The organism is Sodalis sp. RH24 (assembly GCF_047324145.1).
GTDB lineage: Bacteria > Pseudomonadota > Gammaproteobacteria > Enterobacterales > Enterobacteriaceae > Acerihabitans.
The window spans coordinates 4,682,623-4,697,494 of the sequence record NZ_CP178729.1 but is presented as its reverse complement, the minus strand read 5'-3'; the positions used below and the strand labels follow the sequence as shown (position 1 = coordinate 4,697,494).

Annotated in this window: 12 protein-coding genes; 7 read left to right on the top strand and 5 right to left on the bottom strand. The window is 53.0% G+C overall.

The window, feature by feature from the left end:
* Positions 1 to 163 precede the first annotated feature (163 nt).
* The 6 genes from metN to proS all read left to right on the top strand — a co-directional run bounded on the left by metN (position 164) and on the right by proS (position 5,876).
* Positions 164 to 1,195 (top strand): methionine ABC transporter ATP-binding protein MetN, encoded by a 1,032-nt coding sequence (gene metN / locus ACL2XG_RS21295; protein WP_410013743.1) that lies wholly within the window; start codon positions 164 to 166, stop codon positions 1,193 to 1,195.
* Complete coding sequence (locus ACL2XG_RS21290) at positions 1,188 to 1,841, top strand: methionine ABC transporter permease MetI (RefSeq protein WP_410013742.1); 654 nt, start codon at positions 1,188 to 1,190, stop codon at positions 1,839 to 1,841. The genes metN and ACL2XG_RS21290 overlap by 8 nt, the downstream gene beginning before the upstream one ends.
* A 64-nt stretch (positions 1,842 to 1,905) precedes the next feature.
* A complete protein-coding gene (locus tag ACL2XG_RS21285; protein ID WP_410013741.1) occupies positions 1,906 to 2,721 on the top strand; it encodes a MetQ/NlpA family lipoprotein in 816 nt (271 codons plus the stop codon).
* A gap of 116 nt (positions 2,722 to 2,837) precedes the next feature.
* Entirely contained in the window at positions 2,838 to 3,248 is a 411-nt protein-coding gene (rcsF, locus tag ACL2XG_RS21280) for an Rcs stress response system protein RcsF (RefSeq protein WP_410013740.1), read from the top strand.
* Positions 3,245 to 3,979, top strand: coding sequence for a tRNA (N6-threonylcarbamoyladenosine(37)-N6)-methyltransferase TrmO (tsaA, locus tag ACL2XG_RS21275; RefSeq protein ID WP_413721320.1), 735 nt, complete (start codon positions 3,245 to 3,247; stop codon positions 3,977 to 3,979). Before rcsF ends, tsaA begins: the two co-directional genes overlap by 4 nt.
* Positions 3,980 to 4,148: 169 nt before the next feature.
* Entirely contained in the window at positions 4,149 to 5,876 is a 1,728-nt protein-coding gene (gene proS / locus ACL2XG_RS21270; protein ID WP_413721321.1) for a proline--tRNA ligase, read from the top strand.
* A gap of 76 nt (positions 5,877 to 5,952) precedes the next feature.
* Here proS and ACL2XG_RS21265 read toward each other — a convergent pair whose 3' ends face one another.
* The 3 genes from ACL2XG_RS21265 to ACL2XG_RS21255 form a co-directional block, all read right to left on the bottom strand.
* Complete coding sequence (locus ACL2XG_RS21265) at positions 5,953 to 10,995, bottom strand: hypothetical protein (protein WP_413721322.1); 5,043 nt, start codon at positions 10,993 to 10,995, stop codon at positions 5,953 to 5,955.
* Between the two features lie 77 nt (positions 10,996 to 11,072).
* The gene (locus tag ACL2XG_RS21260) at positions 11,073 to 11,681 is read right to left on the bottom strand and encodes a hypothetical protein (protein ID WP_413721323.1); all 609 of its coding nucleotides are present in this window, start codon (positions 11,679 to 11,681) and stop codon (positions 11,073 to 11,075) included.
* 265 nt (positions 11,682 to 11,946) lie between these two features.
* Positions 11,947 to 12,495, bottom strand: a complete 549-nt coding sequence (locus ACL2XG_RS21255) for a YaeQ family protein (protein ID WP_413721324.1) — start codon at positions 12,493 to 12,495, stop codon at positions 11,947 to 11,949.
* A gap of 258 nt (positions 12,496 to 12,753) precedes the next feature.
* On the opposite strand from ACL2XG_RS21255, the gene rof reads away from it, so the two are divergent.
* On the top strand, positions 12,754 to 13,011 hold the full coding sequence (rof, locus tag ACL2XG_RS21250; RefSeq protein WP_410013735.1) for a Rho-binding antiterminator: 258 nt from the start codon (positions 12,754 to 12,756) through the stop codon (positions 13,009 to 13,011).
* A 56-nt stretch (positions 13,012 to 13,067) separates the two neighbouring features.
* Here the strand turns inward: rof and tilS are convergent, their stop codons facing one another.
* Both tilS and ACL2XG_RS21240 read right to left on the bottom strand, forming a co-directional pair.
* Positions 13,068 to 14,390, bottom strand: a complete 1,323-nt coding sequence (tilS, locus tag ACL2XG_RS21245) for a tRNA lysidine(34) synthetase TilS (RefSeq protein WP_413721325.1) — start codon at positions 14,388 to 14,390, stop codon at positions 13,068 to 13,070.
* Positions 14,380 to 14,769: a VOC family protein gene (locus ACL2XG_RS21240; protein ID WP_413721326.1), complete on the bottom strand. Its 390-nt coding sequence runs from the start codon at positions 14,767 to 14,769 to the stop codon at positions 14,380 to 14,382. Before ACL2XG_RS21240 ends, tilS begins: the two co-directional genes overlap by 11 nt.
* Positions 14,770 to 14,872: the final 103 nt, after the last annotated feature.

Genomic DNA, 14,872 nt, shown 5'->3' with positions numbered 1-14,872 from the left:
GCGCCCAGTATCGCATGTTTTATCGGGCGAAGAGAAACGGAGAAAATGAAACCCAGTTGACTTAGCCGTCTAGACGCCCTAACATCCACGCACGCTGATATCTGCGGATATCGTAAAGGTGCCATTTATTCTCGCAACAGGTAACCAGTAACCCTAAAAAAGCATGATCACACTCTCTCATATTACCAAGCAATATTCGCAGGGCGCCCTGACTATTAATGCCCTGTCGGATGTTTCCCTGCACGTTGCGCCAGGTCAGATTTATGGCGTTATCGGCGCTTCCGGCGCCGGTAAAAGCACGCTTATCCGTTGCGTAAATTTATTGGAACGTCCCACCAGGGGTACGGTGCTGGTCGATGGTAAAGATCTTACCAACCTGCCTGAGCGTCAGCTTATTGCCGCCCGCCGGCAAATCGGCATGATATTTCAGCATTTTAATTTGCTGTCCTCGCGCACCGTGTCCGGCAATATCGCCCTGCCGCTGGAATTGGATAAATTATCCAGGCGCGATATCACCGCGCGGGTCAATGAGCTGCTGACCCTGGTCGGGCTTGAGGATAAGGCCGACGCCTATCCGGCCAACCTGTCCGGCGGCCAGAAACAGCGGGTCGCCATTGCCCGGGCGCTGGCCAGCAACCCCAAGGTGCTGCTGTGCGATGAAGCCACCAGCGCCCTGGATCCGGCCACCACCCGTTCTATTTTGGCTTTGCTGAAGGATATCAATCGCCGCCTCGGCCTGACCATTTTGTTAATTACGCATGAAATGGACGTGGTGAAGCGCATCTGCGATCAGGTGGCGGTAATAAGCCAGGGTGAATTGATCGAACAGGACACCGTGAGCGAAATGTTTTCGCATCCCAAAACGCCGCTGGCCCAGCAATTCATCAAGTCCACCCTGCATCTGGATATACCGGACGACTATCGCGAGCGCATGACCGACGCGCCGTCGGCGGGTAAAATCCCCATTCTGCAGCTGGAGTTTACCGGGCAGTCGGTGGATGCGCCGTTATTATCCGAGGCCGCCCGGCGTTTTAACGTCAACAATAATATAATCAGCGCGCAGATGGATTATGCCGGTGGGGTTAAGTTCGGCATTATGCTGACGGAAATGGCCGGGGATGAACAAAATTCCCGTGACGCCATCGCCTTTTTGCAGCAGCAGCACGTTAAAGTAGAGGTACTGGGTTATGTCTGAAGCCATGGTGGCGTTATTCGCCAAGGGAATCTGGGAAACACTGATGATGACATTTGTCTCCGGTTTCCTGGGGTTCGTCGTGGGACTGCCCATCGGCGTATTGCTGTATATCAGCCGGCCCGGGCAGATTATCGAAAACGGCAAGGTCTATCGCACAACCTCGGCGCTGGTGAATATCTTTCGCTCCATTCCTTTTATTATCCTGCTGGTGTGGATGATCCCCTTTACCCGCATGATTGTCGGCACGTCAATCGGCCTGCAGGCGGCGATTGTCCCATTGACCGTCGGCGCCGCTCCGTTTATCGCCCGCATGGTGGAGAACGCCCTGCTGGAGATCCCGGCCGGCCTGATTGAAGCCTCGCGCGCCATGGGCGCCACGCCGCTGCAGATTATCCGCAAGGTTCTGTTGCCGGAAGCGCTGCCTGGCCTGGTGAACGCCGCCACCATCACGCTTATCACCCTGGTGGGCTATTCCGCCATGGGGGGGGCGGTGGGCGCCGGCGGCCTGGGTCAAATCGGTATCCAGTACGGGTATATCGGTTATAACGCGACCATCATGAATATTGTCTTGGCGTTATTAGTTATCCTGGTGTTTTTAATACAAATCGGCGGCGATAGAATCGTCAAAGCCGTTACCCATAAATAGTCAATAATGAAACTGCCATTCCGGCGTTTCATTGCGGCAACTTTATCCACAAGAGGAAAGGGATATGTTTTCTAAAATAAAAACTCTGGCTACCGTCAGCGCGTTGATCGGTTCCCTGGCATTGGCAGGCTGCGGGCAGGAAGAAAAAGATCCAAACCATATCAAGGTCGGCGTGATTGTCGGCGCGGAACAGCAGGTTGCCGAAGTGGCGCAAAAAGTGGCGAAGGAAAAATATGGTCTGGATGTCGAGCTGGTCACCTTCAACGATTACGTGCTGCCTAACGAAGCGTTGAGCAAAGGCGATATCGACGCCAATGCCTTCCAGCACAAACCTTATCTTGATCAGCAAATCAAGGATCGCGGTTATAAGCTAACGCCCGTGGGCAATACCTTTGTGTATCCGATTGCCGGTTATTCAAAACAAATCAAATCCCTGGATGAACTGAAGCCAGGCTCACAGGTAGCCCTGCCCAATGACCCGACCAATCTGGGCCGTTCCTTGCTGCTGCTGCAGAAAGTGGGCCTGATCACCCTTAAGGACGGCGTCGGCCTGCAGCCAACCGCGCTGGATGTGGTCGGCAACCCGAAAAACCTGAAACTGGTTGAACTGGAAGCGCCGCAATTGCCGCGCTCCCTGGACGATCAGCAAATTGCCCTGGCGATTATCAACACCACCTATGCCAGCCAGATTGGCTTGACCCCGGCGAAAGACGGCCTGTTCGTGGAAGATAAGGAATCTCCCTACGTCAATCTGATCGTGGCCCGCGAAGATAATAAAAATGCCGAAAATGTAAAAAAATTCGTGCAGGCATATGAATCCGATGAAGTTAACGATGCCGCCAATAAAGTCTTCAATGGCGGCGCCGTTAAAGGCTGGTAATCTTTATACATTGATAACGTGCGTTTTTGACCAGACGGGCTACGGCCCGTCTTGTTATTTATGCCGTAGATTGATTCAATAGCGCCGTTGAAATAAAAATAATCAGAGGAAAATGTATGCGTGCTTTACCTGGATGTATTTTGGTGCTCTCGTTGACGGGGTGTGCATGGGTCCATACGCCCCCTTCGTCCACGACGACCCAGGCCGCACCCGTCTCTCCGTTCAAGAGCGCGCCGCCCGCCCACAAGGCCCCCGCGCGCCCGCAGCCGGCCAAACTGTATAAATCCGCCGAAGAGCTGGTCGGTAAACCGTTCCGCGATCTGGGCGAAGTGTATGGCTCCACCTGCCAGGTGAGCTTGCAGGATCCACCGCCAAGCCTGCCCGCGGCGCGCAAGGAAATGCAGATGCGCGCGGCGTATATGAAGGGCAACGCGGTATTGCTGCACCAGTGTGAAACGGTGCGGGCGGTGGCGGGATGCTATCAGCAGGCCGTTTGCCAGGGCACGGCGTTGAAAGTTTCGCAATGAGCGCCTACCCCCTGCGGCAAATCGGCGTAATCCATTCGCCCTATAAAGAAAAATTTGCCGTTCCCCGCCAGCCGGGACTGGTGCCGGACGGTACCGGCGAACTGCGGCTGCTGGCGCCCTATAACCAGCCGGACGCCGTGCGCGGGCTGGAGGCGTTCAGCCATATCTGGCTGCTGTTTATCTTTCACCAAACGATGGAACAGGGCTGGCATCCTACGGTGCGCCCCCCGCGCTTGGGCGGCAATAGCCGTATCGGCGTGTTTGCCACTCGTTCAACGTTTCGCCCCAACCCCATAGGTATGTCCCTGGTGGCGCTGCGCGGTATCCGCCTTCAGGGCGCGGAAGTGATACTGGAACTGGGCAGCCTGGATTTGGTGGACGGCACGCCGGTGGTGGACATCAAACCCTATCTGCCCTATGCCGAAAGCATCCCCGCGGCGCGGGCCGGTTTCGCCCTGCATCCTCCCGCGGCTTCGATGGCGGTAACCTTTACCACAGCGGCGGAGCATCGTCTGGCCGCGCTGGCGGGCCGTTATCCCCACTTGCGCCGGTTCCTCACCGATGTGCTGGCGCAGGATCCGCGCCCAGCCTATCGCCGGGATCGCGACGGCGAGCGCACCTACGCGGCGCTATTGCTGACCTTTAATGTCAGCTGGCGTGTCTTGGGCGAGGTGACCGAAGTGCTGTCGATCGAGGATTATCCCGGCGCCGCGGCAGGCGAGAGCCGGTAATCAGCGGCCGTCGCCGGCGAACGCATACCGGCCGCGGACAGGTTTTTGCGATTTTTCCATTTGCTCTCTTTTGGCCGCCCGCCTGCACTGGTAAACTGATTCACTTTTGATACTTTGCTGCCGATAAGCAGCCTGTGGCATTAAGCCGTTCTTGTGGAACCCAACTATCATGCGTACTACTCAATATCTGCTCTCCACCCTTAAGGAGACCCCCGCCGACGCCGAGGTTATCAGCCATCAGCTGATGCTACGCGCCGGGATGATCCGCAAGCTGGCATCCGGCCTGTATACCTGGCTGCCCACCGGCCTGCGGGTACTGCGAAAAGTCGAAGCCATCGTGCGTGAAGAGATGAACAACGCCGGCGCCATTGAGGTTTCCATGCCGGTGGTGCAACCGGCGGATCTATGGCAGGAGAGCGGACGCTGGGAACAGTACGGGCCGGAATTGCTGCGTTTTGTCGATCGCGGGGATCGTCCGTTCGTGCTCGGCCCCACCCATGAGGAAGTGATTACCGATCTGGTGCGCAATGAAATCAGTTCGTACAAACAGCTGCCGCTGAATTTTTTCCAGATCCAGACCAAATTCCGCGACGAAGTACGCCCGCGTTTTGGCGTGATGCGCGCGCGCGAATTTTTGATGAAGGACGCCTACTCGTTCCATACCAGCCAGGAATCCCTGCAGGCGACTTACGACGCCATGTACCAAGCCTACAGCGCCATTTTCAATCGTATCGGCCTGAACTTCCGCGCCGTACAGGCGGATACCGGTTCCATCGGCGGCAACGCCTCCCATGAGTTCCAGGTGCTGGCCGACAGCGGCGAGGACGATATTGTTTTCGCCAGCGGTTCGGACTACGCCGCCAATATCGAACTGGCCGAAGCGGTTGCCCCGTCCCATCCGCGCGCGCAGCCGGCTGAAGAGCTGCGCCTGGTGGACACGCCCAACGCCAAGACCATTAATGAACTGGTGGAACAATTCAACCTGCCGGTGAGCAAAACCGTCAAGACGCTGATCGTTCACGGCGATAACGAGGCGGGCCACGCGCTGGTCGCACTGCTGATACGCGGCGATCATCAGCTTAATGAAATCAAGGCGGAGAAACTGCCGCAGGTGGCAAGCCCTCTTGAGTTCGCCAGCGAAGAAGAAATTCGCGCGGCCGTCGGCGCCGGCCCCGGTTCCCTCGGGCCGGTCAACCTGCCGATTCCGCTGGTGATTGACCGCAGCGTGGCGGCGATGAGCGATTTCAGCGCCGGCGCCAATACCGACGGCAAGCATTATTTCGGCATTAACTGGGAACGGGATCTGCCGCTGGCGGAAACCGCCGATCTGCGCAAAGTCGTGGAAGGCGATGTCAGCCCGGACGGCAAGGGCACGCTGCAGATTAAGCGCGGCATTGAAGTCGGCCATATTTTTCAACTGGGCGCCAAATATTCCCAGGCGATGAATGCCACCGTTCAGGGCGAGGACGGCCGTAACCAAACCTTGACCATGGGCTGCTACGGTATCGGCATTTCCCGGGTGGTCGCGGCGGCGATTGAGCAAAACCACGATGAGCGCGGCATCCTCTGGCCAGAAGCCATTGCTCCGTTCCAGGTCGCCATCCTGCCGATGAACATGCATAAATCCTTCCGGGTCAAGGATGCGGCGGAAGGCATCTATAACGCGTTGCGCGCCAAAGGCATCGACGTATTGCTCGACGATCGCAAGGAGCGCCCGGGCGTCATGTTCGCCGATATGGAGCTGATTGGCATACCGCACACCATTGTTATTGGCGACCGCAATCTCGACAGCGAAGAGATTGAATATAAACACCGCCGGATTGGCGAAAAGCAGATGATGAAAATCAGCGCTATCGTCGACTATCTGGTGGCTGAAATCAGCAACGCCGGCCGTTAAGCCGGTAATCCGCCCACTATCCGGCCGGCAATATGCCGGCCGTTTTTTCCGATCGCCGGATTAAACCCGCCATCTGTTAATCATTGTGAATGAGATTGATCAATATCCAGCTTTTTTGCAGGATGCCCGGGTCACCATAGATAAAGTTGCGGCTGTTCGATTTTACCGGTCTAATATCCAGATGATCCTTGGCGCCAAGCTTAATGGTTTCGGTATATTTATTAACTTCGGTGGCAATAAAAAAAGCGATCTCTCCCTGGTCGGAAAATATTTCGCTTGGAATATTCCTTTGCAACATCACCAGCCTTTCCCTGTTTTCCAGCAGTGTGATGACCACCCTTGGCGTTGACGGCAAAGGGGACATTGTCGAACCGTTATTTTCACCATCATCGGGCCCGCCGGGGCGGTCAACGATTAACGTCTCATTCATTTGCAAAGCGAGCCGCCCTACTTGTTCCACCAACAGGGAATGCCCTAATCCGATATCATCGCGCGTATCGGTACGCCTTCCGCCTGTTTCGCTAAAATGAACATAGTGCGCGGGCTGAATGGGATCAAGCCTGGGTTCGTCGGTGGTCATATCGATTTGCAGGCTGAAATCAGACCTTAACCAGGAATTTAGATAAAAATGAAAATGCGAGAAATCAAATCCCATGCTTAAAATATCCTGATCTCTGACGCCCGCCATAATGGGAAAGAAAGCAGATTTTTCCTTGAAAAAATTAGCCAGTAAAAGTGGCCATAATGTCTTGCGATGGCATTCACTACCCAGGCGGATGAGATATTCTCTCAAATGATCTTTATCGTCCGTTAAAGAGATATAAATATTGCTCTTGCTCAGCAGATTCCTGGAAACAACGATCGAGGGGAGCTGCCGGAAGGTGTCCAGCGACGGCAGGACATCCCGCCAATGCAGCGGATGGCGTAAATCTTGTCCGTCCACGACGAGAGTCCCCGCCGGCATCTCCTTATATTCCCGCGACAAAATATAGGCATCCAGGGCGTTGCTCATAGTCCGGCTGCCATAAAAAATGGTCAGCATGGCGGCGATAAGCGTTTCCTCATCCCCGGTGGGGTTTGCCAGCAAGCTGGCCTGATAAAGGGATTCCGCCGTCATCAGGCCGGGATAATAAGCCATCAGCGTTTGCGCGCCGATTTCTTTCCTGAGAAAATGCAGCACATCAATCACCACCATGCCGAAGGGAATGTTTTCACTAACCGCCCTGCTGTGGCGCTGGAATGGCAAATTTCCAATGAGGCTAAGAGCGTCCTCGATGAAATCATGGATACGCCGGTGCCAGCGCTCGTTATCCCGCCGCCGTTCAATACCGCAGCCACGCTGCGGCTTAAACATAACTCCCGTCCCCCGATTACGCGATTTACTGTCGGTAATCACCCCGCGATAACTTTCTACCGTGGCACCCAGCCTGTCGGCCATAATCTGCGCGGAAGAGCGCCGTCCCCCTAACGCGCCAAAGCACGAGATCAGCTCGATATGGCTAATAGGCTGATCCGGGTGCAGCGAGCGATGTAACCCAAGAATAATATTTGATAGTTCAACGGCGTCGTAATGATTGATGGAAGCCAGGGCGCCATGGGCCTTTATTTCCATTTGCAGGCTATTTAGCCCGTTGCGAACGTAGTCAATACGACCATCAGGCCCTAATAATGCTGAAATCCGGTTTTTTTCTAAATTACCCTCTCCGACCACAACCTTAAAGGATTTTTGATCATTGATCCTTCTGCCGTTAGTGATATCCCCTATCTCTTGCGAAGAAACTATCCTCTGATCACTCCTCAGCATATTATTGATATAATCATTGTTAAGTCCCGCAAAACGATCGTCCCCCAAGCTGACCATCATATGAAAATCTTTATCATCGGTATAAAAAACCAACAACTTTCCGGCAGCCACATTGGCAAGCTGAGCGTTATTGTCAATATACTTATCTATAACCATAAATTTATTGAGCTTTATTATTGATATCCTATTACCATCCATTTTTCCGATCATTAGCCTTGCCAAACGTTCCAGCGCATCAGCTTGCTGAGGTACAAGATGTTTAGCGGCAATTAAAATTTCCAGTGCAAAACGGATACTGGTTTTTTCGTTGGAACTTTTAGCGCTAAGTTCTTTGGCAATATCCATGATACTTTTGCTTGTCGGGCTTGAGTGCGGAAAATCCCCTTTTTCAACCATAAAGCTTTTACATTGGTTATAAGTAACTAACGCATCGTCCTTGAAATGTCCCAATTGCTCAGTAATCAAAATGCATTTTTCATCACTGAGTTCCGCATCCAGCAGGCTATTATTCATCCCGGTAAACCTGCCGTTGCCCACGCTGAGCATCAGATGTGAGATTGAACTGTCTTGAAGATTAGTAAAACGAACCAGTTTTCCCGGTTCAATACGCAGCATGTCGCTATAAGTCCTGATCTGAAAGGGATGTGGTATAATCTCAAGCATCGCTTCTGGGGAGTTTTTTTTATATGCTGCCAATAAATTATCCTTCTGATTAAGCGTGAGCTGTCCGGCTTTTTGCATAACCGATATAATAAATTCATAACTGTTTTTAGACGTTTGATCTTTGATAATGGATTTACGTATTTTTTTTTGCAGCAATAACTGTTGTTCCACGCCATCATAATGCGATAAAAAAGTTGAAAACGTTATCGGCGTAGCCGGCTGCAGCAATTCACTGAAACCCGGCGGCGACAATAATAATTGTTCATTGTCGCGGCTAATCATAAAACTTTCCTGATAATCTTGAGCCAGTTGTTCCGTAGCGAAGTCTTTATAAGTGATCAAAGCGGCGGAACCGGAATTTTTAAAGCTCAGGGTCCATTTATCCTCAGTTAAAATCGCTACATCTTCGATGTCAGGCAGTTTTATAAACCGTAAATTTTCAGCATTAGGCTCAAGTAGATAATCTATATTTTTATATTTAGCGGCCAACAAGTAATGGCGAATAACATCACTATTTATAATTGGGTCGAAAATAAATAGTGCGCGATAACGGACATTATAAAATCCATGATTAATGGCAAAGCGTTCCACTCCTTTTAATGCTTGTTTTAAATTCCCTTCAAATTTGAATCGATTGCAATAACGACGAAACTTTAAGGCTAAATTATCATCATAACTGAAAATTTCCTTGTCTAACGTCGATGTTGATACCACATTATAATCCTCAACATACAAGGTGGCGGACCTGCCATTCTTTAATATCAGTTGCTGGTTATTCATTATGAAGGCGTCGCCGCCAACTTCTTGCCACTGCGAGGCGGAAAGAGAGTGATCCAATTTTTGCAGTCCAAAGCCGGCAAATCTGTCGTTACCTAGACTAAGCAATAATAGCGTCAATTTATTGGTTAAATTATCCACTACCGCAACTTTATAGCCAGGGGGAATGAAACGCAATGACTCCCTTTCGCGTAAAATTATTTTTGGACTAGAACTTTCATCCCAAAAATAAAGTTCATTGGCAAATTGATAGGTTTCATCATCTATCCGGCGACATAGCTGAAACACTTGCAGCATCGCCTTAATGTTGTTATTTCCCAGGATATTTAAACGACCTTTTTCCTCATTTACCAGCGCTTTAACCAACATGACCATACGATCGCGTGTTCCCCCTTTGGTAAAAGTCTCGGCCACCTGTGTGGCGGTGGTGGCGGACTTTAACAATTCACCGATCCTGCCCGCCTGCTCGTGCAGTAATGCGTATCCCTGGCTACCATAGGATTTTATCACGCCATAGATATCCGCCGCGCCGGTTATGCCGGTAATCACTATGCTTAACAAGGCTGATTCCCAGCCCTTCTGGCGCCTTTGCGCGTCCTGTTCGCGGGCGGCGCTTTGCAGTTGCAGAACACTACCGGCACCCGCCAGCATATCGCCCAGTATCATGGCGGCGCAGCCCGCAGGTGAACCGCCGCTGAAAAACAGCGCCAGCAGAGAAATGGCATTGCTTGCAGCCAGTAAACGCTGTTGTGTCACGTCATCAGGGCCGGCGTCGTTTGGATTGGTTGAAACCAGAGCATTATAACTAATATGCTCGTCCAGTTTTTCCATATCCAGATGTCTTAAACGTTCCCAAATATTGACCTGATTGATCAACACGATAGTGGATTCTAAAATACAGGCAGGCTTATTCAACCTTGGTGTCAGACTGGTTGATTCTAGCCATGCTTTATGTTGAATCGAGAGGTGCCCGGCGATAAAGTGCTTTAATGCGGTGGATGCGTCGTCAGGAGTCCAAAGATAAATTCTGCCCGTTGCCAGGGAGATAAATAACCCGCCTGTTGGCTCGGCGATAGCGACAATGCCCGGAACAGTGAACCGGCCTTCAGGGGTAGCCACACTGATCAGCCGCTCGCCTATCAGTCCATCCATCCAGCGATCAATCATATTTCGTAAATCACGATCCGCGTCGCTGGCCATAAATGGGAACAACGCCGCGACCATCCGGTTTTTAGCCATAGTAATATAAGCGGCGCTGATATCCGTACTAGCACCAAAGTATTCAAGCAACCGTTCTAGCTCAGCCGTCAGGGTGATGGCGTCACCATTAATAATAAATTCCAGATAGGAGAGAAAATTTTCCTTATCAGATCCCAAAATGGTAGTTTTAATAATGATATAATCATTATCTTCTTTTGCATTATTACCTATATTTAATATGGCGTTAGAGAATTCCTTTAGCAACAGCTGCCGGACGCTATAGATCCCTTCTTTTATATGCGTTGTCGGCTGCATGCCTTTGCGGTCGTGTTTCATAAAAAGAATAAGCAGGGAGGTTTTTCTGGAAAGTTGATGCGCCGTCAGGGACAGGCCGTATTTTCTCTGTACCAGGTCACTTAACATCATATCAACAAAATTCAGGGTCACGTTATCACGTGCCGCCGGAAACTCTTGGGAAACACCGAATGTATGCAGCCATTGATTACGTTCCAGCATCATGTGGTGTCGGGACATGTTATTTCGGTTGGGATTCGGGTTAACAGGCGCCAAATCGGGTGGAGAAGGATAATGTCCATCTGCTGTCGGTTTATCCATGGCCGCGTTCATCTGAGAATATGTATTTATTTTTTCACGCAACGTCCGCCAATACGCCATGTGCTCTTCCTGGCTTGCACAAGCGGGTGATTGAGCTTCATCAGTTATTTGCCTTCTGCCACGTAAGATTTTATCGCTTATCTGCTCTGCTTTTTTTTTATTTTGCCTTGCGATATTCTTTCCGCGGGAACCACGGAGCGGGTAATAATGGCGGGGTATGGCGATCCATCCCGGGCTGGCTGCGCCTTTAGCGGGACGATAGCCGCGCTATCGTCCCATCCTGGATATATTTTTGATGGCATAAGAGAGAAACCGGGCAGTCTGATCGAGGCGAACGCCTCAAGCAGCGCCGCGGTAAATCGAATCTTTTGCCGGGATAGCGGATGAACGCGTTCAGCGGCATCTCTGACTGCGCAAAGTACTCCTCTCGCCTCCCGTTGTTCCTCAGGCGGTAATTCCTGCAGCCATTTATTGCCGGAGATAGCCTCACTGCCATAGCGCAAATAGTACAGCAACGTGTCATTGATTACTGGGTGCGAAGCCTTTAATATATCTTTATTGCCATGAAATTTATTTTCATCATTCTTAAACTGACGTATTGTGACGCCCTCCCCATGTTGTTCTCTATTTGAAACGTTGGTTAGCCTATGCGCTCCCCAGGTGACTGGCGGCGAATTATTTATTTTCGTTTTATTATTAAAGAAAGAAATAATAGAAAAAGGTTGAGTTGCATTCGCTATTAGCATAGATATTATATCCTTTTTTATTCACGGTGATCAGGTTGATGATTGGGAGAGGCTATAATCAATGGCGAACAGTATCTTTTGCGGCGGCTAAGCGTCAACCGCGGATCAGGTTAATCAATATTTAATCATTACGCTGCGCCGGTGCCGGGGGGATATTAAATAGCGTTTATTACGCGGGCCATTCGCCATGAACCGCGCAACTTCTTCTGGGGATGCATCGTCGACGCCGCTGCGCGGCCCGGGCTTATCGGCGCAGCCAAAGTCCTTAGCCAGCCGCGTTTTTCCAGGTCGCCAGGGTAATTTCCAGCTGAGTTTGCTGATCCGACAGCCACATCAATCCGTCCTGCAGTGTTGCCTGCAAAGACATATTACGCGCCGCCAGCGCGGCCAGCTGCGCCATTTGCGCATCGTCGACAAAATAAACGCTCAGATTGTCGTGCTGGGATAATATTGGCTCGACCTGTCGCCACCAAATCCGCGCCGCGCGCTCGTTATAGGCATAGAGCACCACATTGCGCGCCAGGTGGCAGGCTTTACGCAGCCGTTTTTCCTCCGGCAGCCCCAGCTCAATCCACCACTCCGGTTCACCGTGATCGTTGCGCAGCCATAATGCAGGCTCATCTTCGGCGCTGAGGCCGCGGGTAAACTCCAGGCGATCGTCGGCATGATAAATCCATGCCAGCAGCCGCAGCATCATGCGCTGCGGTGTTTCCGAGGGATGCTGGGCCAGTACCAGATTAACATCGGAAAAATAATTCCGGTCCATATCGGCGATGTTGACCGCCGCTTTATGTACAGTCGCTTTTAACGCCATGGTGATTCCGTAAGATATGCTTTGCCCGGCAGTGTACCTGACATCGCCCGTCGGCCGCCAGAAAAGCGGTAAATGCATAGTGCTGGCTCTATTAATTCCTAAACCATTTATTCCAGGGATAGGGGCGCTCTGTGCTATAGTCTGATAAGGAAATACTGTTGAAAGATGTAGGCGGGATGAGCGGCGGATGAAAATCGCACTTCATCCTCCCTCAGGGAACAGGCGGTATTTACCGCCGTAACAAGTAGGTGAGCTATTATGTCAACGAATGAAGAATATCAACCCATTAATTGTGATGATTACGATAATCTTGAGCTCGCCTGTCAGCGCCACTGGGTCCTCACTCTGACGCTTAAGAATGGAGATACCGTTGCCGGCACGGCGCGCGATATGATCTCAAGAAAACATGTCGAGTATCTGGTTATCGATGACGCTGGCGGCAGCCATGAAATACGGCTGGACCATATTGCCAGTTTCACCCATCCTGAACTCGGTACAGTGGTGGTTAGCGAATAACCCCCTCGCCCCTTCCTTCCTGACGGGCAGTAGGATTGCTACCCGTTAGCGTAACTCTATCGTATCCATTCCACATTCAGGCCTGTTTCCTCCTCCCCGGCCTGTCCTTCGCGAGTAATAAAGATGCCGGGTGCGGTTATCAGCTGCTCATTGTAATACACCAGAGGTGTGCGCTCGCGCTGCCAGGGCGCGATACCCAGCTCCTGCCATAATTTTTTTACCGATCGTCCATGGCGCCGGCCCAGGATATGCTGGGTACCGGTCGCCGAAAACCGCACGCTTACCCGCTCGTCCATCCGCGGCCGGCGCACCGCCCCGCCGCCGGAACCCAGGCGCAGCAGACCGAGATCCTCCGGCAGCGGCAGCGGTTGTCCGGTGTCCTCCCATAATAGCACCCGCCCCCTGAGCGGGGGCCACAGCGGCAGGATAAACAAGCGTTGGCGAAAGCGCCTGATCTGCCGGTCACCCAGCCGCATCATGGGCTCGGCGTCCTGGCGGCTTAACGCAACCTCCTGCCAGATCCTGGCCAGTTGTTCCTGCGCGGGCATGGCCATGCCAAACGACGCCAGCCAGCGGCGCAATACGGCCGCGCGCCGGATAGCGCTCATGCCCATCATCGGCGCCAGTTCGAGTGAGCCGTCATCGCGGGTTAATTGTTGCAGCGTCTCGGCGAGCAGCTCGTCGAGCAGGGTTTCCTGTTCGGCGCAAAGCGTAGCGCTGCGCGCCGCCGCCCGGCTGAAATGGGGCCAGCGCTCCTTAAGCAGAGGGAGAATGCGCAGGCGCAGAAAATTACGATCGAAGCGTTGATCCTGGTTACTCTCATCCTCAATCCAGCGTAAGCGCCGGCTTTCGGCATAGTCGCGCAGCTGCGCCCGGCTGATATCGAGTAAAGGACGCAGCAGCTCGTGCCCGTGGAAAGGCGACGCGGCGGCCATGGCCGACAATCCGGCCGGTCCGCTGCCGCGTTTTAGCGCCAGCAGCAGCGTTTCGCTTTGGTCGTCCTGATGCTGGGCGGTCAGCAATGTCTCTCCGGGCAGCAGCGCCAGGGCCAGCGCCTGGTAACGCGCGGAGCGCGCCGCCGCTTCAATACCGCCGTCGGCGGGATCCACGCTCACCCTGACCTGCTGGAACGGAATCGCCAGATGGCGGCACAGCGCCTGGCAATGCTGCGCCCAATCATCGGCATGGGCGCTCAAGCCATGATGAACATAGACCGCGCGCGGGGCGAGATCGGGCAGTTGCCGCCCGCGCAGGCATGCCAGCGCATCCAACAGCACCGTGGAGTCCAGTCCGCCGCTCAGGGCCACCAGCACCGTTCTGCGCCGCTCAAGCCTGGCGGCGATATGGCGGCAGAGCGCCTCACCGTCATCAGGCTTCATAGAGCTCCAGGGGCAGATCGTCGGGATCGGTGAAAAAGGTAAAGCGCCTGCCGGTAAGGGGATCGATGCGGATCGGCTCGCAGTCGACGCCGTCGATATGAAGCGCGCTGACGGCCGCGGCAATGTCCGCCACGCTGAACGCCATGTGGCGCAAACCGCGGGCCTCCGGGCGGCTGACCCTGGCCGGCGCGTTGGGAAAACTGAACAGCTCGATAATATAGTCGCCATTGAGCGCCAAATCGCCTTTCCAGGAATCGCGTTCGGCGCGATATACCTCGCTTAACAACGTGAACCCCAGGATGTCGCAATAAAATTGCTTACTGCGCGGGTAATCCGACGCGATGATGGCGATATGGTGCACCTGCTGTAGTTTTAGCATCGGCATAGTCCTTTTTATTCCGTTAATGCGCGTTGCCCGGGTTTGCCGCCCGGCGTTCAAAGGCAATTTACCACACTCTCTCCGCCCTCGCCCGCCTGTCATG

Coding starts and splice junctions, on each gene's coding strand:
- ACL2XG_RS21260 (WP_413721323.1), bottom strand. CDS start 11,681: ATGCTAATAGCGAATGCAACTCAACCTTTTTCTATTATTTCTTTCTTT.
- ACL2XG_RS21265 (WP_413721322.1), bottom strand. CDS start 10,995: ATGGCGTATTGGCGGACGTTGCGTGAAAAAATAAATACATATTCTCAG.
- metN (WP_410013743.1), top strand. CDS start 164: ATGATCACACTCTCTCATATTACCAAGCAATATTCGCAGGGCGCCCTG.
- tsaA (WP_413721320.1), top strand. CDS start 3,245: ATGAGCGCCTACCCCCTGCGGCAAATCGGCGTAATCCATTCGCCCTAT.
- ACL2XG_RS21290 (WP_410013742.1), top strand. CDS start 1,188: ATGTCTGAAGCCATGGTGGCGTTATTCGCCAAGGGAATCTGGGAAACA.
- ACL2XG_RS21240 (WP_413721326.1), bottom strand. CDS start 14,769: ATGCTAAAACTACAGCAGGTGCACCATATCGCCATCATCGCGTCGGAT.
- ACL2XG_RS21285 (WP_410013741.1), top strand. CDS start 1,906: ATGTTTTCTAAAATAAAAACTCTGGCTACCGTCAGCGCGTTGATCGGT.
- rof (WP_410013735.1), top strand. CDS start 12,754: ATGTCAACGAATGAAGAATATCAACCCATTAATTGTGATGATTACGAT.
- proS (WP_413721321.1), top strand. CDS start 4,149: ATGCGTACTACTCAATATCTGCTCTCCACCCTTAAGGAGACCCCCGCC.
- ACL2XG_RS21255 (WP_413721324.1), bottom strand. CDS start 12,495: ATGGCGTTAAAAGCGACTGTACATAAAGCGGCGGTCAACATCGCCGAT.
- rcsF (WP_410013740.1), top strand. CDS start 2,838: ATGCGTGCTTTACCTGGATGTATTTTGGTGCTCTCGTTGACGGGGTGT.
- tilS (WP_413721325.1), bottom strand. CDS start 14,390: ATGAAGCCTGATGACGGTGAGGCGCTCTGCCGCCATATCGCCGCCAGG.